This window comes from Microbacterium sp. EF45047, from assembly GCF_028472845.1.
Classification (GTDB): domain Bacteria; phylum Actinomycetota; class Actinomycetes; order Actinomycetales; family Microbacteriaceae; genus Microbacterium; species Microbacterium neungamense.
This window is the reverse complement of the sequence record NZ_CP069429.1, coordinates 947,516-971,960: the sequence shown is the minus strand read 5'-3', so window position 1 is coordinate 971,960 and position 24,445 is coordinate 947,516. Positions and strand designations below refer to the sequence as shown.

The following is a 24,445-nucleotide window of genomic DNA, read 5'->3' as shown; positions in this document are numbered from 1 at the left end:
CGGGAGGGGATCCGGGGGATCGGATCGGTCGTGGGGGTCAGGAGGCGGCGATGAGGGCGTCGGCCTTGGCGCGGGCCCAGCGCTCGGCCTCCGCCAGAGTGTCGATCGTGAGCGTCTCGGGGGGCTCGTGAGCGTCGATCACGCGCTGGATCGTGTCGACGATGCCGAGGAACGGCAGCCGACCTTCGTGGAACGCGTCCACCGCCTGCTCGTTGGCGGCGTTGTACACCGCCGGGAACGTCTCACCGGCACGCCCGACCGCCTTCGCGAGCGCGACCGCCGGGAACGCCTCGTCGTCGAGGGGCTCGAACGTCCAACTGGTCGCCGTCCGCCAGTCCAGCGGGCGTCCGACGCCGCCGACGCGGTGCGGCCAGTCCAGCCCGAGCGAGATCGGCAGCCGCATATCGGGCGGGGACGCCTGGGCGATGGTGGACCCGTCGACGAACTCGACCATCGAGTGCACGATCGACTGCGGGTGCACGACCACCTCGATGTCGTCGTAGGGCACGCCGAACAGCAGGTGCGCCTCGATCACCTCCAGCCCCTTGTTCACCAGGGTCGCCGAGTTGGTCGTGATGACGCGGCCCATGTCCCACGTCGGGTGCGCCAGCGCCTCGGCGGGTGTGACATCCGCCATGTCCTCCCGGCTGCGTCCACGGAACGGTCCGCCGGATGCCGTGACGATCAGCCGCCTGACCTCACCCGGACCGCCGGAGCGCAGAGCCTGGGCGAGGGCGGAGTGCTCCGAGTCGACCGGAACGATCTGGTCCGGGGCCGCGGCGGCGAGCACCAGCTCGCCGCCGACGATGAGCGACTCCTTGTTGGCCAGCGCGAGGGTCCGCCCCGCCTTCAGCGCGGCGAGCGTGGCCCCCAGCCCGATCGAGCCGGTGATGGCGTTCAGGACGACGTCCGCCTCCACGTCGCGCACCAGCTGCTCCGCCTCGGCGGCGCCGAGCGCGGTGCTCTCCACCCGGAACTCCGCGGCCTGCTGCGCAAGCAGCTCGGCGTTCGAGCCCGCGGCGACGCCGACCAGCTCGAATCGCCGCGGGTTGGCGCGGATGACGTCCAGCGCCTGAGTGCCGATGGAGCCGGTGGAGCCGAGGACGATGACGCGACGCATGCCGCCAGCCTAGGCCGTGTCAGCGGGCGATCACTGCTCCAGCGGCGTGGTGCCCAGGATGTCGATCACGAAGACGAGCGTCTCCTCCTTGAGCTCGTGCTCGGCGGCCGCGCCGTACCCCTCGGCGGGCGGGATCTCGACGAGCACCTGCGAACCGACGGTCTGCCCCTCGAGGCCCTTCCGGAAGCCGGTGACGACACCGCTCGCCGGGAACTGGGCGGGGAAGGCCGCATTGGTCCAGGTGGAGTCGAACTCCTCGCCGTCGCTCCACTTCACGCCGCGGTACTGCACGGTGACGAGGTCGCCCGCGCCGACCACCGCGCCGTCGCCCTTCTTCAGCACGGCGAGGGTGGTCTCGGTGGGTGCGTCGCCCTCGGGGATGCCGATGGTCGGCTCGCCCTTGTCGTCCAGCTTCACAGTCGCCATGCCGTCCTGCGGCTCCTGCTCGGCGCCCTTCGCGACCGTGGGGAGCTTCTCCAGGGTCTGCACGTACAGCGCGACCGGGTTCTGGCCCTCGCCGAGCATGGAGCTCGGCAGCGTCAGCACGATCTCGGAGCCGATCGGCTCGCACTCGGCCGCCACGAGGAAGATCGAGGACTGCGTGAAGTCGTACAGCTGCTGCTGCTGGTTCGGGTTCAGCAGCACCGGCAGCACGCCGTCGGGCCCGCGCTCGGAGGTGCCGAGCACCTGATTGGTGACCGCGTCGACCAGCTGGTAGCGCACCGAGATGAGATCGCCCGGGAGCACGTCCTCGCCGTCCCCCTTCGAGACGACCGTGCGCTCCGCATCCGCGAATTCGGTGCCGGCGGGCACCGTGACCTTCGCCTCCAGGCCGGAGCCCTCCACCTGCACCGCATCCGACCCGGGACCGGACTTCTTGTCGAGCACGCACGAGGACTCCGCGGACGGCGTCGGCGTCGCCTCGGCGTCCCCCTCACCCGCGCACGCGGTCAGCAGCACGCCGGCGAGGGCGATGGTGGACAGGAGGGCGACGGGACGCAGGCGCACGATGAGACCTCGGGATCGCGGACGGAAAGCACCATCATCCCCCACGCGTCTTTGCCCGCGCTGAACGCGGACGGCCCGCCGGCCATGCCGTGCCCGGCATGTTCCTCCGGTTACGCTTCTCGGATGACCTCTGATCAGGTGGATGCCGCCGCATCGGATGCCCCGACGCCCCGCCGCGCAGGTCTGGCCTACTTCTTCGGCCGCCTCGTCGCCGCCCCGCTGGCCCGCGCCGTGTACCGGCCGCACGTGGAAGGCCGCGAGAACGTCCCACGCACCGGGCCGGTCATCTTCGCGAGCAACCACCTGTCCTTCATCGACTCCATCGCGATCCCCGTCGCCGCTCCCCGCCCGGTGCACTTCCTGGCCAAGTCGAGCTACTTCGACGGCCCCGGGCTGCGCGGCGCCCTGTCGCGGCTGTTCTTCACCTCGGTCGGGGCGATCCCGGTCCGCCGCGGCGCCGGGCAGGCGGCGCTTGACGCGCTGGATCAGCAGCGCCGGCTGCTGGAGGACGGGCTCGCCGTCGCGCTCTACCCGGAGGGCACCCGCTCCACCGACGGCCGCCTGTACAAGGGCCGCACCGGGGTCGCGTTCCTCGCGCTGCAGACGGGGGCGCCGGTGGTCCCGGTGGGGCTGATCGGCACCGACCGGGTGATGCCGGTCGGTGCGTCGATGCCGTCGCTGAACGAGCGGGTGACCGTCCGCTTCGGCCGGCCGCTCGATCTGTCGGTGCATGGCGCCGCTTCGAGCGGGCGGGCGCGCCGTCAGGCGACCGACGAGATCATGGCGGCGATCCACGCCCTCTCCGGCCAGGAGCTCGCGGGGGTCTACAACGAGCCGCCCGCGCAGACGCCGATCGAGAAGATCAAGCAGGTCCTCCCGCACGAGCGGCGGTAATCACCGCGAGAGGTCGCGGACCCTTCGACACGCTAGGGTCCTTCGACCGGCTCAGGGTCCGTCGGCGGTGACCACCGCTTCGTGACGCACCGGGAAGTTCACCGAGTTCGCGATGAAGCACCACTCGTGCGCCCGGTGGTGCGCCTCCTCCGCCGCCGGGATCATCGACGGCTCGGCGACGACGACCCGCGGTCGCAGCACCACCTCGGTGAACGCTCCGCCGCCGCGGCCGTCCTCCCGCATCACCCCGGCCGCCTCGTCCCGGTACGCGGTGACCACGACGCCGGCGGTGACACAGGCGTGCAGGTAGGACAGCAGGTGGCACTCGGACAGCGCGGCCAGCAGCAGGTCCTCCGGGTTCCACCGCGACGGGTCGCCGCGGAACGGCTTGTCGGACGAGGCGAGCAGGTCCGGCTTGCCCGGGATGCGCAGCGTGACGTCGCGGGAGTAGTCGCGGTAGCCGCTGGTGCCGGTTCCCCGGTTCCCGGTCCAGGTGGCGGTGAGGGCGTAGCGGTGTTCCCCGAGCGGAGTGGCCATGGCCACAGTCTGTCACGGCGTCGGCGATAGGCTGGAGGGCGTGCTGGAGACTCTCACCGTCGCGGATGCCGTCGAACTCGCCGTCGTGGAACGCAGCGGCTTCGTCGAATCACGTCATGCCGGTGCGGCCGTCGTGCTCTCCCCGGACGGGGACCTGATCGCCCGGCACGGCGACGTCGACGCGCTGATCCTCCCCCGCTCCAGCCTCAAACCGCTGCAGGCGATCGCGTGCGTCACCGCCGGCGCCGCCCTCGACGGCGAGCAGCTGGCGCTGGGCACGGCCAGCCATTCCGGCACCGACCGGCACGTCGAAGTGGTGCGAGAGGTGCTCGCCGCGGGCGGCCTCACCGAAGACGACCTGGGATGCCCTCCGGACTGGCCCTCCGACGCGCGCACCCGCTGGGAGCTGATCCGCGACCACGCGGAGAAGTCTCGCCTCCGGATGAACTGCTCGGGCAAGCACGCCCTCATGCTGCGCGCCTGCGTCGCCACCGGCTGGCCCACCGACGGCTACCTCGACCCGGCGCACCCGCTCCAGGTGCACATCCGCGAGGTCGTCGAGCGGCTCACCGGCGAGAAGGTCGCGCACACCGCGGTGGACGGATGCGGCGCACCCGTGCACGCGGTCACCCTGACCGGCCTCGCCCGCGGCATCCACCGCATCGGCACGGCCTCCGAGCGCTCCCCGTTCGCACTGCACCGGGTCGCGGGCACGCTGGTCCGCGTGGTGCGGGAGAACCCGTGGACCATCGCCGGCCCGGGCGAGCCGGACACCCTCGCGATCGAGTCGCTGGGCGTGTTCGCGAAGGTCGGGGCCGAGGGCGTCATGGTGATGGTGGCGCCGAACGGGGCGACCGTCGCGCTGAAGATGCTCGACGGCAACGGCCGCGCCGCGACGATCGTCGCCGCCACGCTCCTGGCCCGCGCCGGCGCTCTCGCCGAGGCCGACGTCGCCGCGCTGGCCGCACAGCTTCCGCTGACCGTCCGCGGCGGCGGCAAGGACGTCGGGATCATCCGTCCCGGCGCCGGCATCTGACACCCCCACCAGGGGTGCTGACCCCTCGATGACGAGGAGGAAAGAGGAATCGCGATGAGAATCGGCGTCCCCCGCGAGATCAAGAACAACGAGTTCCGGGTGGCCCTGACCCCCGCCGGCGTGCACGACCTCGTGGCGGCGGGCCACGAGGTGCTCGTGGAACGGGGCGCCGGGGCGGGCTCCTCGATGAGCGACCAGGAGTACGCGGATGCCGGCGCCACGCTCGTGCCGGATGCCGACGAGGTGTGGGGTCGCGCCGAGCTGCTGCTGAAGGTGAAGGAGCCGATCGCGTCGGAGTACCGTCACTTCCGCGACGACCTGGTGCTGTTCACCTACCTCCACCTCGCCGCGGATCGGGCCCTCACCGAGCGCCTGCTCGCCGACGGCGTCACCGCGATCGCGTACGAGACGGTGCAGCAGCCCGGCGGCTCCCTGCCCCTGCTGGCGCCGATGAGCGAGGTGGCCGGCCGCCTGGCGCCGCTGGTCGGCGCGCACACCCTGATGCGCTCGCAGGGCGGTCTGGGGCTGCTGATGTCGGGGGTGCCGGGCACCCGGCCGGCGCAGGTCACGGTGATCGGCGGCGGGGTCGCCGGCGCGAACGCGGCGACGATCGCCGCCGGCATGGGCGCCGACGTCACCGTCTTCGACACGAACATCCCCCGCCTGCGGTACCTCGACGAGCTGTTCGCCGGCCGGGTGAAGACGGCAGCCTCGAACCCGATGGATCTGCGCCGTGCCGTCGTCGGCTCGGACCTGGTGATCGGCTCGGTGCTGATCCCCGGCGCCCGGGCGCCGAAGCTGGTCACCGGCGACATGGTCGCCGACATGCGCGAGGGCAGCGTGCTCGTCGACATCGCCGTCGACCAGGGCGGATGCTTCGAAGGCACGCGCCCCACCACGCACGACGACCCGACGTTCATGGTGCACGGCTCGGTGTTCTACTGCGTCGCGAACATGCCCGGCGCGGTGCCGAACACGTCGACCTCCGCGCTGACGAACGCGACCATGCCGTACGTGCGGCAGATCGCGCGGCTCGGGTGGGAGCAGGCCCTGCGCAACGACCCGGCCCTCGCGGCGGGACTGAACACCGCGGGCGGGCGCGTCGTGAACGCCGGCGTGGCCGCGGCGCACGGGCTGGAGGAGACGCCGCTGGCATCCGTGCTCTGAGTCACGACAGCAGCACCCGCTCCGGCGGTCGCCCCTGCCGCACGCGCCACGCCCGCCCGGCGTGCAGTCGCGCGAACGGCGGCAGGTCGCGGATGCCCAGCTGACGCAGCTCCGGGGCGCACTCCGCGGCCACCGCGAACTCGCCGGTGGCACGAACGAGCTGCAGCTGGGCCCAGTGGGTGCGCCACTGCTCCGGGTCGGCGACGAGGATCCGGGGCCGGTCCGCGGGAGCGGCCCCGCTCGTCGCGACGCCGTGCTCGGGGTTCGCCGCGGCGCCGTGCCGGCTCTCGGGGGCGGCGTCGTCCAGCCCGGTGACGAGGTGGCCGGGGTGTGCGACGCGCAGCGCCGCGAGCGCCGGGGCGACAGCCGGGGTGAGCACGCCCGACACGGCGGCGCGCGGCTGCCAGCGGGGCGTCAGCGGCGCGACCGGATTCCGGGCGGCGATCGCGGGCGCGTGGCGGCCGCCCGGCGCCGCGGTCCGCGGGTCGGGCTCGTCCACCCAGCACAGCTGCACCTCGTGGGCGCCGATCAGCGCGCGGCCGGCAGGACGGTCGCGGTCGAAGGCGCCCGGTTCGCCCCCTGCGGCGAGGTGCTCCACCCGGCTCGGCAGGCGCAGCAGCGCGCGGTGCGGCAGGAGGTCGATCACCCGGGTGAGCGGCCCCGAGGCCCGGGACAGCGTCACGACCGCTCCGCCTTCGGACCGGGCGATCGTCTCCCAGCGGCTGAGGAACAGCTGGGCATACTCCGACGGGTAGCCGGCCAGCAGCACGTCCAGGTCGTCGCACAGCACGAGCCCGTGCCGCCCGGTGGACAGCTCCGCCACGGCATCCCATGCGCCTTCCGGGTCGGCGGGGACGAGCACCGCATCCGGGTGCTGCACGGCGAGGAGGCGGATCGCGGCGGTCTTCCCGCTGCCGGGACCGCCCACGATCGCCCAGCCCGCACCCGCCGGCACCCAGGTCTGCCGCTGCAGCTCCGGATCGTCGGCGAGTCCGAGCACCGGCGTCCCGCCGGCATCCGCGGCGTCGGCGAGCGGAACGCGGTCCGGGAGCGGCGGCAGCCAGGGGCTCGGCGGCACCGGAACGCCCTCCCAGCGCCGCGCAGCGACGCGCAGGTCGTCGGCGACGGTGAGCGCCACCCGCACCGCCTCCGCCTCGGCGTCCCGCGGGCGACGCACGAACGCGAGGCCACGGGACTCCGGGCCGCCCGGGATCTCGGCGGCCGCCGCGGAGCCGATGACGAGCCGGCTGTCGGCGGGGTCCGCGACGCGGAGGCTGATCCGCAGCGGGCAGTTCGCGGCGAGGGCGTCCCGGATCACCCCCGCCGCCCGCTGCGTGCCGAGGACGAGGTGCATCCCGAGCGCACGGCCGCGGGCGGCGATGTCGGTGAACACCGCCCCCAGATCCGCATGCTCCGACAGCAGCGCCGCGAACTCGTCGACGACGATGACCAGCCGTCCGAGGCCGGGGCAGTCCCGGATGTCGCGGGCCCCGGCCTGCGCGAGCACCGCCTCGCGCCGGCGCAGCTCGGCCGTCAGGCTGCGCACGCCGCGCTGAGCACCGCCGGCGTCGAGATCGGTGACGACCGCCGTGACGTGCGGCAGCGCCCGCAGCGGCTCGAATGCCGTGCCGCCCTTGAAGTCGATGAGCACGAAGGCGATCTCGTCCGGGCCGTGCGCGGCGGCGAGCGCGGCGACCCAGGTGGTCAGCAGCTCGCTCTTGCCCGTCCCGGTCATGCCGGTGACGACGGCGTGCGGGCCATCCTCGACGAGGTCGACGACCGCCTCGTCCCGCACGCCGCGGCCGATCGCGACGGCGAGGCTCGCCGCGGCGCCCTTCCCGCGCGCGGCGGCGTGCGCGCCCAGCTCCGCGAAGCCCACCCGCGCGGGCAGTCCCTGCTCCTCCTCTCCCCTGGCCGCGAACCGGGGCGCGGCGCACTCCGCGATGGCGAGCAGAGCCTGCTCGCGCGACACCCCCTCGACGGCGACCTCGCGGACCCCGTCGGGCGTCCGCAGCCACGCCCGGAGCGGCTCCGTCGCGTCGAGCACGGTGGTGATCCCGTCCGGCGGGTCGGCATCCGGGGGGCACACCCACACCGCGGCATCCGCCCCGTCCTGCGTGCCGACGCCGAGTCGGAACGCGCCCCGGCGCCCCGCGGCATGCGGCAGGGCGCCGAGTCCCCACTCCTCCAGCCGGTCGCCGTGCACGGCCAGCTGCGCGGGGGTGAAACGCAGGCACAGCTGCATCAGGAGCGCGCGGACAACCGCCGCCGCCACCGGCTCGGGGGCGCGGATGCAGATCCCGCCGCCCAGCGGCACGGTCACCGGCGCGTCCCGGATCCGCGCCGCCCGCTCGCGGAACGCGCGGGAGCGGTCGTCGTCGCCTCCGCTCACCCGCACGCCGCTGGGCAGCTCACCGCGTCCGATGACGACCGCGGTGCCCCGCGCGATGCCCTCGGAGCCGCGCAGCGGCGGCTGCCGCAGGCACGCGGCGGCGTCCGGACGGCGGTGCCACAGGTCGGCGTGCTCGGCGGCGTGCAGCCGCTCCAGCTCGGCTTCCGCGCGCATCCACGCCTCATCCGCCTCGGACGCCGCCCGCCGGCGCGCCCGGCGGCGTGCCCGGTGCCCGTCCGCGAACGAGGCGCCCAGCATGAGCGGGCCCAGGCCCGCGAAGCACAGCGCGATCAGCGACCCGGTGACGAGCCAGAGCACCACCCCGGCGACCACCGGCACGACCGCCGCCAGCACCGGCAAGGGCGGACGGCCCGGATCGGCCGGGGCGGACGGCAGGACGATCGTGGTGGCATCCATGCCCCCATCCCACCGCACGCGACGGGGCGGAGAGCGGTTGTCCCCAGGGTCAGCCGGTCAATTCCCGGATCCGTCGTCTGTGGAGGACGACTCGGCGGCCCCCGTCGATGCGTCGGCGGCCGTGTCGGACGTAGACTCCGCGTCGGCGGCCGACTCGGACGACGCCTCCTCATCGGCATCCACTCGCACCACGATCAGCGTCACGTTGTCGCGGCCGCCGTTCTCCAGCGCGGCCTCCATCATCGCGTCGACCGCGGTGCCCGGATCCGGGTTCTCGCGGAGGAAGTGCAGGATGCCGTAATCGGTCAGCTCCTTGGTCAGCCCGTCCGAGCACACCACGAGCACGTCCTCGGGCTGCAGGTCGACCGCGACGTAGTCCGGGGCGGCCAGCTCCCCGGCGCCGACGGCGCGGGTGATCACGTTGCTGTACGGATGCCCGTCCGCCTCCTCCGGACTGATCTTCCCCGCGGCGATCAGCTCCTGCACCACCGAGTGGTCGGTGGTCACCTGCGCGAGCCGATCCCCGCGCTTCAGGTACACGCGCGAGTCGCCGATGTTCAGCGCCACCCAGCGCGGCTCGTCGCCGGCCTCCAGGACGACCCCGGTCAGGGTCGTGCCGGTGCCCTCGTCGGTGGTGTCCGGATGCGTGCGGATGTCCTCGACCGCGTGGATCAGCGCCTGCTCGATCGCCTCGATCGACACCTCGCCGCTCTCCACCACCGCGTCGAGCCTGCTGATGGTGCGCTGGCTGGCGATCTCGCCCCCGGCGTGCCCGCCCATCCCGTCGGCGACCACGAAGAGGGGGTACCGGGCGAGGAAGGCGTCCTGGTTGTTCTCGCGACGTCGTCCGCGGTCGGTCGCCCCCGCCCAGGACACGCGCAGTCCTCCGCTCACGCGATGCGTGTGCGTCGTCGTCTCAACCACGTGCGGCCTCCGGTGCGGGGGTGGCCGCCGATGCGGCGGCTCGTTCAGTCATCGTAGTGGAATCCGTGCTCACATCCGCGCGCCCGGGTCCTCCGGCAGCGGGAACAGCGCGTCGATGGCGGCGAGGTCCTCCCCGGTGGGCGTCCACGCGTCCGCGGCGGCCGCGTTCGCCTCCACCTGGGCGGCCGAGGTCGCCCCGGCGATCACGCTGGAGACCCCCGGCTGCGCGAGCAGCCAGCCGAACGTCGCCTGCAGCATGGTGATGCCGCGCTCGGTGCAGAACCGCTGGTACGCCTCGAGCGCGTCCCACGGGGCATCCGCCCAGATGTGCCGCCGCGTGGCCATGATGCGGCTGCGCTCCGGTCCGCCCTCGCGGGTGAACTTGCCGGTGAGCAGCCCGTTCTTCAGCGGGAAGTACGGGAAGAAGCCGAGTCCGTAGCGGTTTACCGCCGGCAGCACCTCGCGCTCGGCGGCACGGGCCAGCAGCGAGTAGTGGTTCTGCGCCGAGATGAACCGGCCGGTCGAGCGTGCGCGGGCGGTGAACTCCGCCTCCGCGATCTGCCAGCCGTCGAGGTTGGAGTGCCCGTAGTAGCGGATCTTGCCCTCCGCGACGAGCTCGTCCAGGGCGTCGATCGTCTCGGCGATCGGGGTCTGCGGGTCGGGCAGGTGCAGCTGGTACAGGTCGATCCAGTCGGTGCGCAGGCGGCGCAGCGACTGCTCCACCGCGTGGCGCACGTACCGGCGCGAGCCGCGGCCGGCCGGGAAGTCGTAGCCCATGTCCCGCTCGTGGCCGAACTTCGTGGCGAGCACGACGCGGTCGCGGCGGCCCTGCAGCGCCTCCCCCATCAGCGTCTCGCTGAGGCCGGGCTCGGCGCCGTACATGTCGGCGGTGTCGAAGAAGAACACGCCGTTGGCCAGTGCGGCGTCGATCACCTCGCGCGTGCCCTCGATGGTCTGGGTGGCGGTGCCGGACCGGCCGAAGTTGTTGCATCCGAGGCCGGTGGCGGAGACGACGAGACCGGATGCGCCGACGCGGCGCTGCGAGTTCACCATGTCTCCACGTTAGCCGAGCCCAAGACGCCGTCCCGCCCCGCGCCGCGCCGCATCGATCCGCGCGCCATCGACAGGCGCCGGATCGACAGTCGGCGGACCGGCAGTCACTCCGGGCGCGAACAGGAGAACCCCCGGCGGGTGCCGGGGGTTCTCGGGTCAGGCCGGGGGCCGGTTCGGGTCCGTGGGCGGAGCCGGGGGCGCCGGAGGAGCCGCCGGCGGCGCCGAGGGCGGCGCGGGCGGGGTGTTCGGCGCCGGCGGAGTGCTCGGCGGCGGCGGCACCGCCGGTCCGCCGGGAGCGCCGGCGCCGGGAGCGGACGGCGTGCCGGGGGCCGGCGGAGCCGGCGGGGTGTTCGGCGTGCCGTAGCCCTGCGGCGGTGCGTAGCCCTGCGGCGCGGCGCCGTAGCCGGGAGCGGCCGGGCCGGCGGCGCTCGGCTGCACCGGGACGCCCTCCCAGACCGTGCGGTCGGCGAGGAAGCCGTTACCCGCCCACGGGGCGGGGGCGATGTTCGGATTCCAGCGCGACTTGTCGAAGGCGTTGATGCCGAGCCAGACGATGCTGAGCAGCACCCAGAGGACGACCCAGACGGCCTCCTTCTGGAGCTTCAGGCCGACGCGCCAGGCGGCCAGCGCCGAGACGACGACCATCGCGATGCCGACGAGCCACCCCAGGACCGGGATCCAGGTCAGCAGGAACCCGAACGCCAGCCAGGGGCTCAGGTCGCCCAGCTTGAAGAACACCATGAAGTTGTAGAACGGGACCCAGGCGCGCCACTTGCCCTGCACGCCGGCCTTCTCGAAGATCTTCATCAGGAACAGGGACGTGAGGACGTACCCCACGACCACCATCAGGAAGAGGACGAAGAAGTAGACGGCGAAGAACGCCGCATAGCTTCCGTCGTAGTCGTCGTACATGAGACTCACATTCCCTCGGTCTCGGGAGGACGCGTGTCGTCCCCCGCTGCAAGGCCCTGGGCCTCGCATTCGCCATGCTAGCGGCGCGGAGGATATCGGATCAATCGCACACGCGGGCGGGGCCGCAGGCGCCGTTCACGCCTCGCCGACGAGTTCGAGGACGCCCTGTTCCGCCTCGCGCAGCGGCACGCCGGCGTCGTCCGCCCACCGCAGCAGGCCCTCCAGCGACCGCACCCGCGGGCGTTCGGACGCGAGGCGACGCACCAGCGCGCCCTTCGCCTTCTTGTTGAAGTGGTTCAGGGCGTGGCCGCCGTCGCTCACCACGCGCACGTACGCGGAGGGGACGGATGCCGGCACCGGCCCGAGCGCGACGTACGCCTCGCTGCGGAGATCGAGGACGAAGCCCTCCCCCGTCAGGGCGCCGGTCACGGCATCCGCCCAGTGCCGGCGCAGCGGCGGGATGCCCGGCAGCGACGTGCCCGCGGCGAGGCGGTACGGCGGGATGCCGTCGAGCGCGCCGACCGGGCCGAACGGCGCGGAGTGGATCAGGACGTGGTCGCGGAGCCAGCGGCGCCCGGCGGCGTCCAGACCCGCGGCGTCCAGGGCGTCGTAGAGGACGCCGGTGTACCGGTCGATCGCGGGCATCACCGCCGCGCTGCGCAGCATCCGGTTGTGCGCGACCTCACCCGCCTGGCGCTCGCTGAGCTTGAGCACCCGCCGCGAGGCATCCGCATCCGCCGCGAGCGCGACGAGGGCGTCGATCACCGCCTCCCGCTGCGGGAGCAGCGAGGGCAGGGCCAGGGCGGCCGGGTCGAAGGCCGGGCCGGAACCGCCCGGGCGCTTGGTCTCGGACGGCGGGAGGAGGATCTTCATCGTGCTCCGGGGATGCAGACGAATCCGCCTCGGACACTCCGGCGAGCGGAGGGTCCGAGGCGGATGGGAAGGTCGTCAGGCGATCAGTGCGGCGTTGCCGGCGACGATGGTGAGCTCGTCGCCCTCCATGGACAGGAACCCGTCCTGGGCGTTCGCGAGCACCTTCGATCCGTTCGGCTCGGTGATGCGCACCTCGCCCTGGGCGAGGATCGCGAGCACGGGCTCGTGGCCGGCCATGATGCCGATCTCACCCTCGACGGTCTTGGCGACGACGAGGGTGGCCTCGCCGGACCAGACCTCCGCGTCGGCGGAGACGAGGTGGACGTTGAGCGCCATGATCAGGCGTTCTCCTTCTGGATCTTCGCCCACTTCTCCTCGACGTCCGAGATCGGGCCGACGTTGAAGAAGGCCTGCTCGGCGACGTGGTCGAAGTCACCGCGCGCGATCGCGTCGAACGACTCGATCGTGTCCTTGAGCGGAACGGTCGAGCCCTCGACACCGGTGAACTTCTTCGCCATGTAGGTGTTCTGGGAGAGGAACTGCTGGATGCGGCGGGCGCGGGCGACGATGATCTTGTCCTCTTCGGACAGCTCGTCGACACCGAGGATCGCGATGATCTCCTGCAGCTCCTTGTTCTTCTGCAGGATCTGCTTCACGGTGGTCGCCACGCGGTAGTGGTCCTCGCCCAGGTAGCGCGGGTCCATGATGCGCGAGGTCGAGGTCAGCGGGTCGATCGCCGGGTACAGACCCTTCGAGGCGATCTCGCGCGAGAGCTCGGTGGTGGCGTCGAGGTGCGCGAACGTGGTGGCCGGGGCCGGGTCGGTGTAGTCGTCCGCGGGGACGTAGATCGCCTGCAGCGAGGTGATCGAGTGACCGCGGGTCGAGGTGATGCGCTCCTGCAGGAGGCCCATCTCGTCCGCCAGGTTCGGCTGGTAGCCCACCGCGGAGGGCATGCGGCCCAGCAGCGTGGAGACCTCGGAGCCGGCCTGGGTGAAGCGGAAGATGTTGTCGATGAAGAGGAGCACGTCCTGCTTCTGCACGTCGCGGAAGTACTCCGCCATCGTCAGCGCGGACAGGGCGACGCGCAGACGCGTCCCCGGCGGCTCGTCCATCTGGCCGAAGACGAGCGCGGTCTTGTCGAAGACGCCCGCCTCCTCCATCTCGTGGATGAGGTCGTTGCCCTCACGGGTGCGCTCGCCGACACCGGCGAACACCGACACACCGCCGTGGTCCTGCGCCACGCGCTGGATCATCTCCTGGATGAGGACGGTCTTGCCGACGCCCGCGCCGCCGAACAGGCCGATCTTGCCACCCTGCACGTACGGGGTGAGCAGGTCGATCGACTTGATGCCGGTCTCGAACAGCTGGGTCTTGGACTCGAGCTGGTCGAAGTTCGGAGCCTTGCGGTGGATCGGCCAGCGCTCGGTGACCTCGATCTGCTCGCCCGGCTCGGCGTTGAGCACCTCGCCGATCACGTTGAACACGCGGCCCTTGGTGACGTCGCCCACCGGCACCGAGATCGGCGCACCGGTGTCGCGCACCTCCTGGCCGCGGACCAGACCGTCGGTCGGCTTGAGCGCGATCGCGCGGACGAGGTCGTCGCCCAGGTGCTGCGCCACCTCGAGGGTGATCTCGGTGGACTGCTCGCCGATGGTGATCGTCGTCTTCAGCGCGTTGTAGATGTCGGGGATCGAGTCATGCGGGAACTCGATGTCGACGACCGGGCCCGTGACGCGTGCGACGCGCCCGACGACCGCGGTCGCGGCGGTTTCAGCCGTAGCGGTGGGGGTCATATCTTCGTCTCTCTCTTAGAGGCTTACTTGCTCGACGCCAGAGCGTCGGCGCCGCCGACGATCTCGGCGATCTGCTGCGTGATCTCCGCCTGACGCGCGTTGTTGCGCAGACGGGTGTAGTCCGTGATGAGCTTGTCGGCGTTGTCGCTGGCCGACTTCATCGCCTTCTGCGTGGCGGCCTGCTTGGCGGCGGCCGACTGCAGCAGCGCGTTGAAGACGCGGCTCTGGATGTACACCGGCAGGATCGCGTCCAGCACGGTCGCGGCATCCGGCTCGAACTCGTACAGCGGGTAGACCTGGCTGCCCGGATCCGTCTCGTCCGACTCGGCGATCTCGAGCGGCAGCAGGCGCAGGGTCTCCGGCGTCTGCGTCATCATGCTGACGAAGCGGTTGTAGACGAGGTGGATCTCGTCCACGCCGCCGGCGTCGCCGCCGCGCGAGAACGCGTCCAGCAGCGACTGCGCGATCTCCTCCGCCGTGTGGAACGACGGGGTGTCGGTGTCGCCGGTCCACTCGGCCGCCGAGTCGATGCCGCGGAACTGGAAGTACCCGACGGCCTTGCGGCCGATCAGGTAGAACACCGGCTCCTTGCCCTGCTCGCGCAGGAGCTCCGCCAGCTCGAGGCCCTCACGGAGGATCTGCGAGTTGAAGGCACCGGCCAGACCGCGGTCGGACGAGAAGATGACCACCGCGGAGCGGCGGATCGTCTCGGGCTCGCGGGTGAGCGGGTGGTCGACGTTCGAGTGGGTGGCGACCGCGGAGACGGCCCGCGTCACGGCCCGCGCGAAGGGGGACGACGCCTTGACGCGCGCCATCGCCTTCTGGATGCGCGAAGCCGCGATGAGCTCCATCGCCTTCGTGATCTTCTTGGTCGTCTGAGCAGAACTGATCTTCTGCTTGTAGACCCTGAGTTGAGCGCCCATGATTATCTCGCCTCAGCGCTCAGCCGCGGCGGCCCTTGACGATCTTCTCCTGGTTCACGTCCTCGGCGGAGGCCGCCTCGTGCTCCTCGTGGCCGGGGGCGCCGATGGCGTGGCCCTTGCCGCCCTGGAACTCCAGGATGAAGGCGTCGGTGTGCTTCTCCAGCTCGGCCACGGTGTCGTCGTCCAGGACGTTCGTCTCGCGGAGCGTGTCGAGCACCTTGGTGTTGCGGCGCAGGTAGTCCAGCAGCTCGCGCTCGAACCGCAGCACGTCGGACACCTCGATCGAGTCGAGCTTGCCGTTGGTGCCGGCCCAGATCGAGACGACCTGCTCCTCCACCGGGTACGGCGAGTACTGCGGCTGCTTGAGCAGCTCGGTCAGGCGCGCACCCCGGGCGAGCTGACGACGCGAGGCCGCGTCGAGGTCGGACGCGAACATTGCGAACGCCTCGAGCGAGCGGTACTGCGCGAGCTCCAGCTTCAGCGTGCCGGAGACCTTCTTGATCGACTTCACCTGGGCGTCGCCGCCGACGCGGGACACCGAGATGCCGACGTCCACGGCGGGACGCTGGTTCGCGTTGAACAGGTCGGACTGCAGGAAGATCTGACCGTCGGTGATCGAGATCACGTTGGTCGGGATGTACGCCGAGACGTCGTTCGCCTTGGTCTCGATGATCGGCAGACCGGTCATCGACCCGGCGCCGAGGTCGTCGGACAGCTTCGCGCAGCGTTCGAGCAGACGCGAGTGCAGGTAGAAGACGTCACCCGGGTAGGCCTCGCGCCCCGGCGGGCGGCGCAGCAGCAGCGACACGGCGCGGTAGGCCTCGGCCTGCTTCGACAGGTCATCGAAGATGATCAGGACGTGCTTGCCGCCGTACATCCAGTGCTGGCCGATGGCCGAGCCGGTGTAGGGGGCGAGGTACTTGAAGCCCGCGGGGTCGGATGCCGGAGCGGCGACGATCGTGGTGTACTCCATCGCGCCGGCCTCCTCGAGGGCGCCCTTCACACCGGCGATGGTCGAGCCCTTCTGGCCGATCGCGACGTAGATGCAGCGGACCTGCTTGCTGACGTCGCCGGACTCCCAGTTGGCCTTCTGGTTGATGATCGTGTCGATCGCGATCGCGGTCTTGCCGGTCTGGCGGTCGCCGATGATGAGCTGGCGCTGGCCGCGGCCGACGGGGATCATGGCGTCGATGGCCTTGATGCCGGTCTGCAGCGGCTCGTGCACCGACTTGCGCTGCATGACGCCCGGAGCCTGCAGCTCGAGCTCGCGCGAGCCCTCGGTGGCGATGGCGCCCAGGCCGTCGATCGGGTTGCCGAGCGGGTCGACGACGCGGCCGAGGTAGCCGTCGCCGACGGGCACGGAGAGCACCTCGCCGGTGCGGGTGACCTGCTGGCCCGCCTCGATGCCGGTGAAGTCCCCGAGGACGACGACGCCGATCTCGTGCTCGTCCAGGTTGAGCGCGAGGCCCTTGGTGCCGTCCGCGAAGGTCACCAGCTCGTTGGCCATTACGCCCGGCAGGCCCTCGACGTGCGCGATGCCGTCTGCGGCGTCGATGACGGTGCCGACCTCGGTCGCTGCGGCCCCGGTGGGCTCGTAGGCGGCGGCGAAGTCCTTCAGCGCGTCACGGATGACGTCGGGGCTGATCGATAGTTCTGCCATTGTCTTCCCTTTGATATGTGAGAGTCCGCGCGGTTCCCCGCGCCAAGTCGTTGTCAGCTCGCGAGCTTCTGGCGAAGGTCGGCGAGTCGGGCGGAGATGCTGCCGTCGATGACGTCGTCCCCGACCTGCACGCGCAGGCCGCCGACGACGCCGGGGTCGGACACCACGTTGAGCGAGACCTCGCCGCCGTAGCGGCGCGAGAGCGCGTCGCGCAGGCGGGTCTGCTGCTCGGCGTTCAGCGGAGTCGCGGTGTGCACGGTGGCGACGGTGCGGCTGCGCTGGGCGGAGACGATCCGGATGGCGCGGCCCAGCAGCTGGCGCACACGGCGCTCGCGCGGCTGGCGCACCAGCGAGGAGGCGATCAGCACGGCGGCCGGCGAGGCCTTCCCGGCGAGCAGCTTCTCGATGAGAGCGCCCTTGGCCTCGGCGTCCCCGAGCCTGCTGCCGAGGGCGAGCTCGAGCTCGGGGTTCGCGGCGACGAGGCGCGAGACCGAGAACAGCTCGGCAGCGACGTCGTCTCCGACCGAGGCGATCGCCGCGGTGCGGATGGCCAGCTCCTCGATCCCCTCGACGAGGTCGGAGGCGCTGGACCAGCGCTGGGCGACGGCCGCGGTCAGCACGGATCGGACGGGGGCGGAGGAGCCGGCGAAGACGGCCTGTGCGAGCGCGGTGCGGGCCTGCGCGGGCGCCGCGGGGTCGGCGAGCGCGCCGCTCAGCTGTCCGGACTCGCCCACGGTGCGCGCGGCCGCGAACAGCTCCGCCGCGCTGTCGAGGGTGAGGCCCGACTCCGCGGCAAGCGCGTCCGTCGTCGCCGCGAGTGCCTGAGTGGTCGCGCTGCCCATCAGGACACCGGTCCCTGAGCCTGCCGGACGGTCTCGGACGCCTCGAGGTCCGCGAGGAAGCGGTCCACCACGGCTGCGGCGCGCGCGTCGTCGGAGAGGGTCTCGCCCACGACGTTGCCGGCCAGGTCGATGGCCAGGGTGCCGACCTCGCTGCGGAGCGAGACGAATGCGGCTTGGCGCTCGGCCTCGATCTGCGCGTGCGCGGCGGCGGTGATGCGCGCCGCCTCGGCGGATGCGGTCTCCTTGGCCTCGGCGATGATCTTCTTGCCGTCCTCGCGGGCGGCCTCGCGGATCTCGCCGGCCTCGGTGCGGGCCTCGGCCAGCTGGCGGGTGTACTCCTCCAGCGCGGCTTCCGCCTGCTTCTGCGCCTCGTCGGCCTTGGCGATGTTGCCCTCGATGGCGGCGGAGCGCTCATCGAGCATCGCGATCAGGCGCGGCAGGGCGACCTTCCACACGACGAGGAGGATGACGAGGAACCACAGGCCCGACCAGATGATGTCGTACCAGGCGGGGATCAGCGGGTTGTTCGCCGACTCCCCCTCCGCGGCCAGGTTCGTGACAAGAGCGTTCAGCATCCTGTCTCCTTCAGAAGTCGGTGTGGATTACGGGAAGGGGATGAATCCGACGGCGATGCCGACGAACGCAAGCGCCTCGGTGAAGGCGATACCGATCCACATGAGGACCTGAAGGCGACCGGCCAGCTCGGGCTGACGGGCGACGCCCTCGATGGTCTTGCCGACGACGATGCCCACACCGATGGCCGGGCCGATGGCTGCGAGGCCGTAGCCGACCGCTGCGAGGTGACCGTTGATCTCAGCGAGAACCGTAGTAGCGTCCACGGGGTTTTTCCTTTCGTTGGGTGGGCGGCTTTCGCCGGCCCGCTCAGTGCTCTTCTGCGACCGCGAGCTGGATGTAGATCGCGGTGAGGACGGTGAAGACGTAGGCCTGCAGCACGGCGACCAGGATCTCGAAGACCGTGAACGCACCGCCGAAGACGAGGGTTCCGACACCCAGCGCGGCCCAGCCGCCGCCTGCGGTGAAGAAGAAGAAGTGCGTGGCCGCGAAGCAGAGGACCAGCAGCATGTGGCCGACCACCATGTTCATCAGCAGTCGCAGGGTGAGCGTCACCGGGCGGATGATGAACGTCGAGATGAACTCGAGCGGGGTGACGATGATGTACACCGGCCACGGCACGCCGGCCGGGAACAGCGCGTTCTTCCAGAACCCGAGCGGGCTCTTCTTCATGCCCGCGTAGATGAAGGTGACGTAGCTGATCACCGCGAGCACCAGCGGGACGGCGATGATGCTGGTGCCGGCGATGTTGATGAACGGGATGATGCCGGTGATGTTCATGAACAGCACCATGAAGAACATGGTCACCAGGATCGGCGCGAACCGGTCGCCGTCCTTGCGGCCGAGCAGGTCGTGGCCGATGCCGGTGCGGGCGAAGCCCAGACCCATCTCGACGAGGCTCTGGAAGCGGCCGGGGACCACGCGCATGTTGCGGGTGCCGAGCCAGAGGATGAGGACCACCGCGATCGTCGAGAGCAACTGCGCCAGGTGGATGCGGTTGAACTCGAGGCCGGCGATGGAGAAGATCGCCTCGGGGAAGAACTCGTCGATCGACGGGCCGTGGAACTCGCCGTCTTCGGCGGCCGTTCGGGGGATCAGGGTCGCAGCGAGATTAAACAGCGCGGGCTCCAGCTTCGGGGCCACCGGTGAACACCGGGGCGACGATGGTCGTGTGCTTCAGGCGCAAGCGCTCGCGTGGCGAGCGGCGGGCACCACCCCACCCTATCAGAATCGGCGGCGCCCCGAATCAGCCCCGGGGGCCCTGACCGGGCTCGCCCGGGGCGGTGTCCTCGGGGGCCTGGGTGGGCAGCGAGACGTCGCTCACGTGCGGCAGCCGCATCCGGGTGAGCACGATCACGTCGACGACGAGTGACATCAGCACCCCCGCGACGATGGAGAGGAAGAACACCATCGGCACGATCCACGGCTGACCGCTGAGCACGATCATCACCACGACGAACACGCCGAGTTTGAGCAGCCAGCCGCCGAGCACGATCGCGAAGAACAGCTGGACGTACAGCGGGTCGCCGAACCAGCGGTTCGCGAACAGGATGCTGGCGCCGGTGATGGCGAGGAACACCACGGCGAGGAGCACGCCCAGCAGGCCGCTCCACAGTCCGTCCGCGCCGGCCGCCGCGAAGCCGATCCCGCCGGCGAGGACGGCCAGCGCCGCGGCGCCCACGGCGGACCAGAGCAGCGTGCGGCGCAGGATCGGCGTGCTGGAGACGGGGCTGGTGCTCATTCGGGCTCCCGGGGCTGGGTGGTGGGCTGGGCGGTCGGCCGGGTGGTCGGCCGGGTGGTCGGCCGGGTGGTCGGCTGGGCGGCAGGCGGTGCGGTCGGCCGGGGTGCGGCGCGGGTCGTGCCGGCGCGGTCGCTCCGGCGCCGCGTCGGGCTGAACGTGACCACCAGGCAGGCGGCGGCGCCGAGGACGCCGAAGCCGACCCCGACGAGGTAGCCGCCGGGCCAGTCCTCACTGCTCGCGATGTACATCAGCAGCACCGCGAGCGAGGCGATGGCGGTCCAGGCGTAGAAGATCAGCACGGCGTCCCGGTCGCGGTGGCCGAGATCGAGCATCCGGTGGTGCAGGTGCTTGCGGTCCGGGGAGAACGGGGACTTCCCCGCGCGCATCCGCCGGAAGACGGCGAGCCCGAAGTCCAGCAGCGGCAGCAGGATCACCACGAGCGGCAGCAGGATCGGCAGGAAGGTGCCCAGCAGCTGGGAGCGGCCGAACTGCTCGGGGTCGAGGGCACTGGCGGGCATCTGCCCGGTGAGCGACACCGCGGAGGTCGCCATCAGCAGGCCCATCACCAGGGCGCCGGAGTCGCCCATGAACAGCTTGGCGGGGCTCCAGTTCAGCGGGAGGAAGCCGAGGCAGGCGCCGATCAGCACGGCCGCGAGGAAGGTCGCCAGGTTGAAGTAGCTGGACGCCCCCGAGTCGCGGGTGAGGATGTACGCGTAGACGAAGAAGACGCCGTTCGCGATCAGGCACACGCCGGCGACGAGACCGTCCAGGCCGTCGATGAAGTTCACCGCGTTCATCACCATGACGATCGCGAACATGGTCACGCCGATGCTGACCCAGCTGGAGACGAGGATCATGTCGCCGATCGGCAGCGACAGGATCTGCAGCCCTCCCCCGACGGTGATCACCCCCGCGGCCAGGAACTGCACGCCGAGCTTGATGAACCAGTCCAGGTCCCACAGGTCGTCGATCGCGCCGGTCACCGCGATCAGCAGCGCCGCGCCGAGCACGGACCACATCGTCTGCGGCGGCGACCACATGATCTCGAAGAACGGGTTCGCCGCGGAGGCGCCGATCGCGGCCGCGATGCCGAGGAAGATCGCCACGCCGCCCAGGCGCGGGGTCGGCGTCTTGTGCACGTCGCGCTCACGGATGCCCGGGTAGAGCTTGAACCGCAGGCTCAGCCGCCACACCGCCCAGGACAGCGCGAACGTGATGGTCGCCGTCAGGATGATGGTGAAGAGGTACTGCTTCACGCCGAGCCGTCCGGGCCGGGCTGCTCCTCCGGCTCCAGGAGCTCGCCGAGCACGCCCTCGAGCTGCTCGCGGGTCATGGCGCCGTCGCGGAGGATGCGCACCACCGGCTTCTCGGCGTCGCCGACCAGGGAGGTGGCGTCGACGATGGTCGAGGGGATGCCGGTCTCGCTGAACCCGGCCTCGAGGTAGACCGCCACGCTGTCGCCGAGCATCTCCTGCGCGTTCGCGGCGGTGATGGCCGCCTCGCGGCCGGTGAGGTTCGCGCTGGACACGGCCAGCGGCCCGGTCTCCGCCAGCAGCTCCAGGGCGATCCGGTTGTCCGGCATCCGCACGGCGACGGTGCCCTTGGTCTCGCCGAGGTCCCACACCAGCGACGGCTGCGCGGGCAGGACGATGGTGAGCCCTCCGGGCCAGAACGCGTCCACGAGGCGCTGCACCGGCTCGGGCACCCGCTCCACCAGTGCGGCGAGGGTGTCGGGGCCGGCGACGAGGACGGGCGGCGGCATGTCGCGCCCGCGGCCCTTGGCGTCCAGCAGGCGCTGCACGGCGGACGGCGAGAAGGCGTCGGCGGCGATCCCGTACACGGTGTCGGTGGGGATCACGACGAGCTCGCCGCGGGCGATGGCCTGACGGGAGTGGCGCATGCCGGCGAGGAGCTGGGCCTCGTCGCGGCAATCGAAGACGGAAGACATGGCGGATCCCAGTCTACGCGGCGCGGTCGGCCGCCCGTCCTCTGGCAGGGGCGGTGCCGCGCCGGCGGCGCGCGAGGCGGTGCCGGGCCGGCCGCGAGGCGGCCGCGACGCCGGTCAGGCGCGCAGCGCCGTCGTCGCCCGGTCGCGCCGGGTCAGGTCCTGGTGCGTGGCGGGCGCGCGCCAGCCGTCGCCGGTGAGGATGCCGCGGATCGCCTCGCCCTGCAGCTCGCCGTGCTCCAGCACGAGCATCCCCCCGGGGCGGAGCAGCTCCGCCGCCCTGCGGCTGATCACGCGGACCACGTCCAGCCCGTCGGCGCCGCCGTAGAGCGCCTGCGCGGGGTCGAACAGGCGCACCTCGGGATCTCGGGGCACCGCGTCATCGGGGACGTACGGCGGGTTGGACACGACCACGGCGACCGTCCCGTCCAGCTCCGGGAGGGCGGTCGCAAGATCGCCGTGCACGAGGGTGAGGTTCTCGGTCCCTGCGACGTTGCGGGCCGCCCAGGCGTGCGCCGCCTCGGACAGCTCGACGGCGAAGACGCGCGCGTGCGGCACCTCGGTCGCCATCGCCAGTGCGATCGCGCCGCTGCCGGTGCCGAGATCGACCGCGATCGGCGCCTCGTCCGGGCTGCTCAGCAGCGCGTCGATCGCGAACTGCACCACCGTCTCGGTCTCCGGGCGGGGCACGAACACGCCGGGCCCGACGGCCAGCTCGAGATGCCGGAAGGCCGCGGTGCCGGTGAGGTGCTGCAGCGGCTCGCGCGCCGCACGGCGTGCGGCGAGGGCGTCGAGCGCCGCGGCATCCGCATCCGTCAGCGCATCCCCGCGGACGACCGCCGCCTGCACGCCGCCTCGGGAGAGCCCGAGCACGTGACCCGCCAGCAGCTCTGCGTCCACAACGGGGTTGGGCACGCCGGCGGCGGCCAGCCGCGCGGCGATGGCGCGCAGGCGCGCGGCGAGGGTCTCGGGCATGAATCCAGGGTACGGGCAGGCCGGCACGCGCTTCGCGTCGCTTCGTTACGCCGCGCACGCACGGCCGCCGACCCCGGGAAGTAGTCTGGTGCAGCATCCGCAGCCTCCGAGAAAGGCCCGCAATGACCGGCATCCACCCCGACATCACCACCGCGTTCGGCAACACCCCGCTCGTGCGCCTCAACCGCGTCACCGAGGGCGCGGGCGCGACCGTGCTCGCCAAGCTCGAGTACTACAACCCCGCCGCCAGCGTGAAGGACCGCATCGGCATCGCCATGATCAACGCCGCCGAGGCATCCGGCGAGCTGAAGCCCGGCGGCACGATCGTCGAGTCCACCAGCGGCAACACCGGCATCGCCCTGGCCATGGTCGGCGCGGCGCGCGGCTACCGCGTCGTCCTGACCATGCCGTCGTCGATGTCGAAGGAGCGCCGCGTGCTGCTGAAGGCGTTCGGCGCGGAGATCGTGCTCACCGACCCGACCAAGGGCATGAAGGGCGCCATCGAGGAGGTCGAGCGCATCGTCGCCGAGACCCCGGGCGCCGTCTGGGTGCGCCAGTTCGAGAACGAGGCCAACCCGCAGATCCACCGCGAGACCACCGCGCAGGAGATCCTCCGCGACACCGACGGCGCCGTCGACATCCTGGTCGCGGGCGTGGGCACCGGCGGCACCGTGACCGGCACCGGCCAGGCGCTGAAGGAGGCGAAGCCCGAGGTGAAGGTGATCGCCGTCGAGCCGAAGGACTCCCCCGTGCTGACCGAGGGCCGCCCCGGGCCGCACAAGATCCAGGGCATCGGCCCGAACTTCGTGCCCGCGATCCTCGACCGCGACGTGATCGACGAGGTCATCACCGCCGACTTCGACGACGCTCTGCGCGTCTCGCGCGACCTCGCCGCCCGCGAGGGGCTGCTGGTCGGCATGTCCTCCGGTGCGGTCGTGTGGGCGGCGCTGCAGGTCGCGGCGCGGCCGGAGAACGAGGGCAAGACGATCGTCGCGGTCGTCCCCGACACGGGCGAGCGCTACATCTCCACCGCGCTGTTCGAGGACCTGCGCGAGGACTGATGGGCGTCATCGGCCGCCTGCGCGAGGACGTGGAGGCCGCCCGGCGCGGCGATCCGGCCGCCCGGAGCGGTCTGGAGATCGCGCTGCTGTACCCGGGGCTACACGCGGTGTGGGCGCACCGGGTGTGGCACGCGCTGTGGCGGCGCCGGGTGCGCTTCCTCGCGCGGGCGGGATCGCAGCTCACCCGCTGGCTGACCGGCATCGAGATCCACCCCGGGGCGTCGATCGGCCGCCGGCTGTTCATCGACCACGGCATGGGCGTGGTGATCGGCGAGACCGCCGAGGTCGGCGACGACGTGATGCTGTACCACGGCGTGACGCTCGGCGGCCGCACCCGGGACGGCGGCAAGCGGCATCCGACCCTCGAGGACGGGGTGGCGGTGGGCGCCGGCGCGAAGGTCCTCGGCCCGATCACGATCGGCGCCCGCTCGGTGATCGGCGCGAACGCCGTGGTGACCAGGGATGCGCCGCCGGACAGCGTGCTCACCGGCGTCCCCGCCCGGCCGCGCACCGGCTCGTCCACCGCCGACGCGCGCGCCCTGCTCCTCTCCGCCCCCGACTACACGATCTGACCCCGCGACGATCCGCCCCCTTTGCGT

25 protein-coding genes are annotated in these 24,445 nt (G+C 72.1%); 5 read left to right on the top strand and 20 right to left on the bottom strand.

What is annotated here, in order from left to right:
- Positions 1–37 precede the first annotated feature (37 nt).
- On the bottom strand, positions 38–1,120 hold the full coding sequence (gene dxr / locus JRG78_RS04595; protein ID WP_259607846.1) for a 1-deoxy-D-xylulose-5-phosphate reductoisomerase: 1,083 nt from the start codon (positions 1,118–1,120) through the stop codon (positions 38–40).
- Positions 1,121–1,150: 30 nt separating this feature from the next.
- A complete protein-coding gene (locus tag JRG78_RS04590) occupies positions 1,151–2,128 on the bottom strand; it encodes an FKBP-type peptidyl-prolyl cis-trans isomerase (RefSeq protein ID WP_259607845.1) in 978 nt (325 codons plus the stop codon).
- Between the two features lie 123 nt (positions 2,129–2,251).
- Between JRG78_RS04590 and JRG78_RS04585 the strand changes: the two genes are divergently transcribed.
- A complete protein-coding gene (locus JRG78_RS04585; protein ID WP_259607844.1) occupies positions 2,252–3,022 on the top strand; it encodes a lysophospholipid acyltransferase family protein in 771 nt (256 codons plus the stop codon).
- 51 nt (positions 3,023–3,073) lie between these two features.
- Here the strand turns inward: JRG78_RS04585 and JRG78_RS04580 are convergent, their stop codons facing one another.
- A complete protein-coding gene (locus JRG78_RS04580; RefSeq protein ID WP_259607843.1) occupies positions 3,074–3,559 on the bottom strand; it encodes an OsmC family protein in 486 nt (161 codons plus the stop codon).
- Here JRG78_RS04580 and JRG78_RS04575 point away from each other — a divergent pair.
- Both JRG78_RS04575 and ald read left to right on the top strand, forming a co-directional pair.
- Positions 3,558–4,595: an asparaginase gene (locus JRG78_RS04575; RefSeq protein WP_259607842.1), complete on the top strand. Its 1,038-nt coding sequence runs from the start codon at positions 3,558–3,560 to the stop codon at positions 4,593–4,595. The genes JRG78_RS04580 and JRG78_RS04575 overlap by 2 nt on opposite strands.
- 54 nt (positions 4,596–4,649) lie before the next feature.
- Positions 4,650–5,762, top strand: a complete 1,113-nt coding sequence (ald, locus tag JRG78_RS04570; RefSeq protein WP_272653712.1) for an alanine dehydrogenase — start codon at positions 4,650–4,652, stop codon at positions 5,760–5,762.
- Position 5,763: 1 nt separating this feature from the next.
- Here the strand turns inward: ald and JRG78_RS04565 are convergent, their stop codons facing one another.
- From JRG78_RS04565 to prmC, 17 genes are all read right to left on the bottom strand, one after another.
- Positions 5,764–8,571 carry an FtsK/SpoIIIE domain-containing protein gene (locus JRG78_RS04565; protein WP_272653711.1) on the bottom strand — a complete coding sequence of 936 codons (2,808 nt, stop codon included), beginning with the start codon at positions 8,569–8,571 and terminating at the stop codon, positions 5,764–5,766.
- Between the two features lie 57 nt (positions 8,572–8,628).
- Positions 8,629–9,465: a PP2C family protein-serine/threonine phosphatase gene (locus JRG78_RS04560; RefSeq protein WP_272653710.1), complete on the bottom strand. Its 837-nt coding sequence runs from the start codon at positions 9,463–9,465 to the stop codon at positions 8,629–8,631.
- A 99-nt stretch (positions 9,466–9,564) separates the two neighbouring features.
- Positions 9,565–10,548, bottom strand: coding sequence for an aldo/keto reductase (locus JRG78_RS04555; RefSeq protein WP_272653709.1), 984 nt, complete (start codon positions 10,546–10,548; stop codon positions 9,565–9,567).
- A gap of 156 nt (positions 10,549–10,704) precedes the next feature.
- A complete protein-coding gene (locus JRG78_RS04550; protein ID WP_272653791.1) occupies positions 10,705–11,460 on the bottom strand; it encodes a large exoprotein in 756 nt (251 codons plus the stop codon).
- Between the two features lie 135 nt (positions 11,461–11,595).
- The gene (locus JRG78_RS04545) at positions 11,596–12,333 is read right to left on the bottom strand and encodes a YaaA family protein (RefSeq protein ID WP_272653708.1); all 738 of its coding nucleotides are present in this window, start codon (positions 12,331–12,333) and stop codon (positions 11,596–11,598) included.
- A 75-nt stretch (positions 12,334–12,408) separates the two neighbouring features.
- Positions 12,409–12,669, bottom strand: a complete 261-nt coding sequence (locus JRG78_RS04540) for a F0F1 ATP synthase subunit epsilon (protein ID WP_259607835.1) — start codon at positions 12,667–12,669, stop codon at positions 12,409–12,411.
- Between the two features lie 2 nt (positions 12,670–12,671).
- A complete protein-coding gene (atpD, locus tag JRG78_RS04535; protein ID WP_259607834.1) occupies positions 12,672–14,126 on the bottom strand; it encodes a F0F1 ATP synthase subunit beta in 1,455 nt (484 codons plus the stop codon).
- Between the two features lie 23 nt (positions 14,127–14,149).
- On the bottom strand, positions 14,150–15,049 hold the full coding sequence (locus JRG78_RS04530) for a F0F1 ATP synthase subunit gamma (protein ID WP_259607833.1): 900 nt from the start codon (positions 15,047–15,049) through the stop codon (positions 14,150–14,152).
- Positions 15,050–15,068: 19 nt separating this feature from the next.
- On the bottom strand, positions 15,069–16,709 hold the full coding sequence (gene atpA, locus JRG78_RS04525) for a F0F1 ATP synthase subunit alpha (RefSeq protein ID WP_259607832.1): 1,641 nt from the start codon (positions 16,707–16,709) through the stop codon (positions 15,069–15,071).
- Between the two features lie 53 nt (positions 16,710–16,762).
- Positions 16,763–17,551: a F0F1 ATP synthase subunit delta gene (locus JRG78_RS04520; protein WP_272653707.1), complete on the bottom strand. Its 789-nt coding sequence runs from the start codon at positions 17,549–17,551 to the stop codon at positions 16,763–16,765.
- Positions 17,551–18,126, bottom strand: a complete 576-nt coding sequence (locus JRG78_RS04515) for a F0F1 ATP synthase subunit B (protein ID WP_259607830.1) — start codon at positions 18,124–18,126, stop codon at positions 17,551–17,553. Before JRG78_RS04515 ends, JRG78_RS04520 begins: the two co-directional genes overlap by 1 nt.
- A 27-nt stretch (positions 18,127–18,153) precedes the next feature.
- Positions 18,154–18,390 carry an ATP synthase F0 subunit C gene (gene atpE, locus JRG78_RS04510; RefSeq protein WP_025103147.1) on the bottom strand — a complete coding sequence of 79 codons (237 nt, stop codon included), beginning with the start codon at positions 18,388–18,390 and terminating at the stop codon, positions 18,154–18,156.
- Between the two features lie 43 nt (positions 18,391–18,433).
- The gene (atpB, locus tag JRG78_RS04505; RefSeq protein ID WP_432806447.1) at positions 18,434–19,222 is read right to left on the bottom strand and encodes a F0F1 ATP synthase subunit A; all 789 of its coding nucleotides are present in this window, start codon (positions 19,220–19,222) and stop codon (positions 18,434–18,436) included.
- A 148-nt stretch (positions 19,223–19,370) separates the two neighbouring features.
- Positions 19,371–19,865: a hypothetical protein gene (locus tag JRG78_RS04500; RefSeq protein ID WP_259607828.1), complete on the bottom strand. Its 495-nt coding sequence runs from the start codon at positions 19,863–19,865 to the stop codon at positions 19,371–19,373.
- On the bottom strand, positions 19,862–21,121 hold the full coding sequence (locus tag JRG78_RS04495) for an MraY family glycosyltransferase (protein WP_272653706.1): 1,260 nt from the start codon (positions 21,119–21,121) through the stop codon (positions 19,862–19,864). The genes JRG78_RS04500 and JRG78_RS04495 overlap by 4 nt, the downstream gene beginning before the upstream one ends.
- Complete coding sequence (locus JRG78_RS04490) at positions 21,118–21,813, bottom strand: L-threonylcarbamoyladenylate synthase (protein WP_272653705.1); 696 nt, start codon at positions 21,811–21,813, stop codon at positions 21,118–21,120. Before JRG78_RS04490 ends, JRG78_RS04495 begins: the two co-directional genes overlap by 4 nt.
- Before the next feature lie 114 nt (positions 21,814–21,927).
- Positions 21,928–22,785 carry a peptide chain release factor N(5)-glutamine methyltransferase gene (gene prmC / locus JRG78_RS04485; protein WP_272653704.1) on the bottom strand — a complete coding sequence of 286 codons (858 nt, stop codon included), beginning with the start codon at positions 22,783–22,785 and terminating at the stop codon, positions 21,928–21,930.
- Between the two features lie 122 nt (positions 22,786–22,907).
- Between prmC and cysK the strand changes: the two genes are divergently transcribed.
- A complete protein-coding gene (cysK, locus tag JRG78_RS04480) occupies positions 22,908–23,846 on the top strand; it encodes a cysteine synthase A (protein ID WP_259607825.1) in 939 nt (312 codons plus the stop codon).
- Positions 23,846–24,418, top strand: coding sequence for a serine O-acetyltransferase EpsC (gene epsC, locus JRG78_RS04475; RefSeq protein ID WP_272653703.1), 573 nt, complete (start codon positions 23,846–23,848; stop codon positions 24,416–24,418). Before cysK ends, epsC begins: the two co-directional genes overlap by 1 nt.
- The last annotated feature ends 27 nt before the right edge of the window (positions 24,419–24,445 follow it).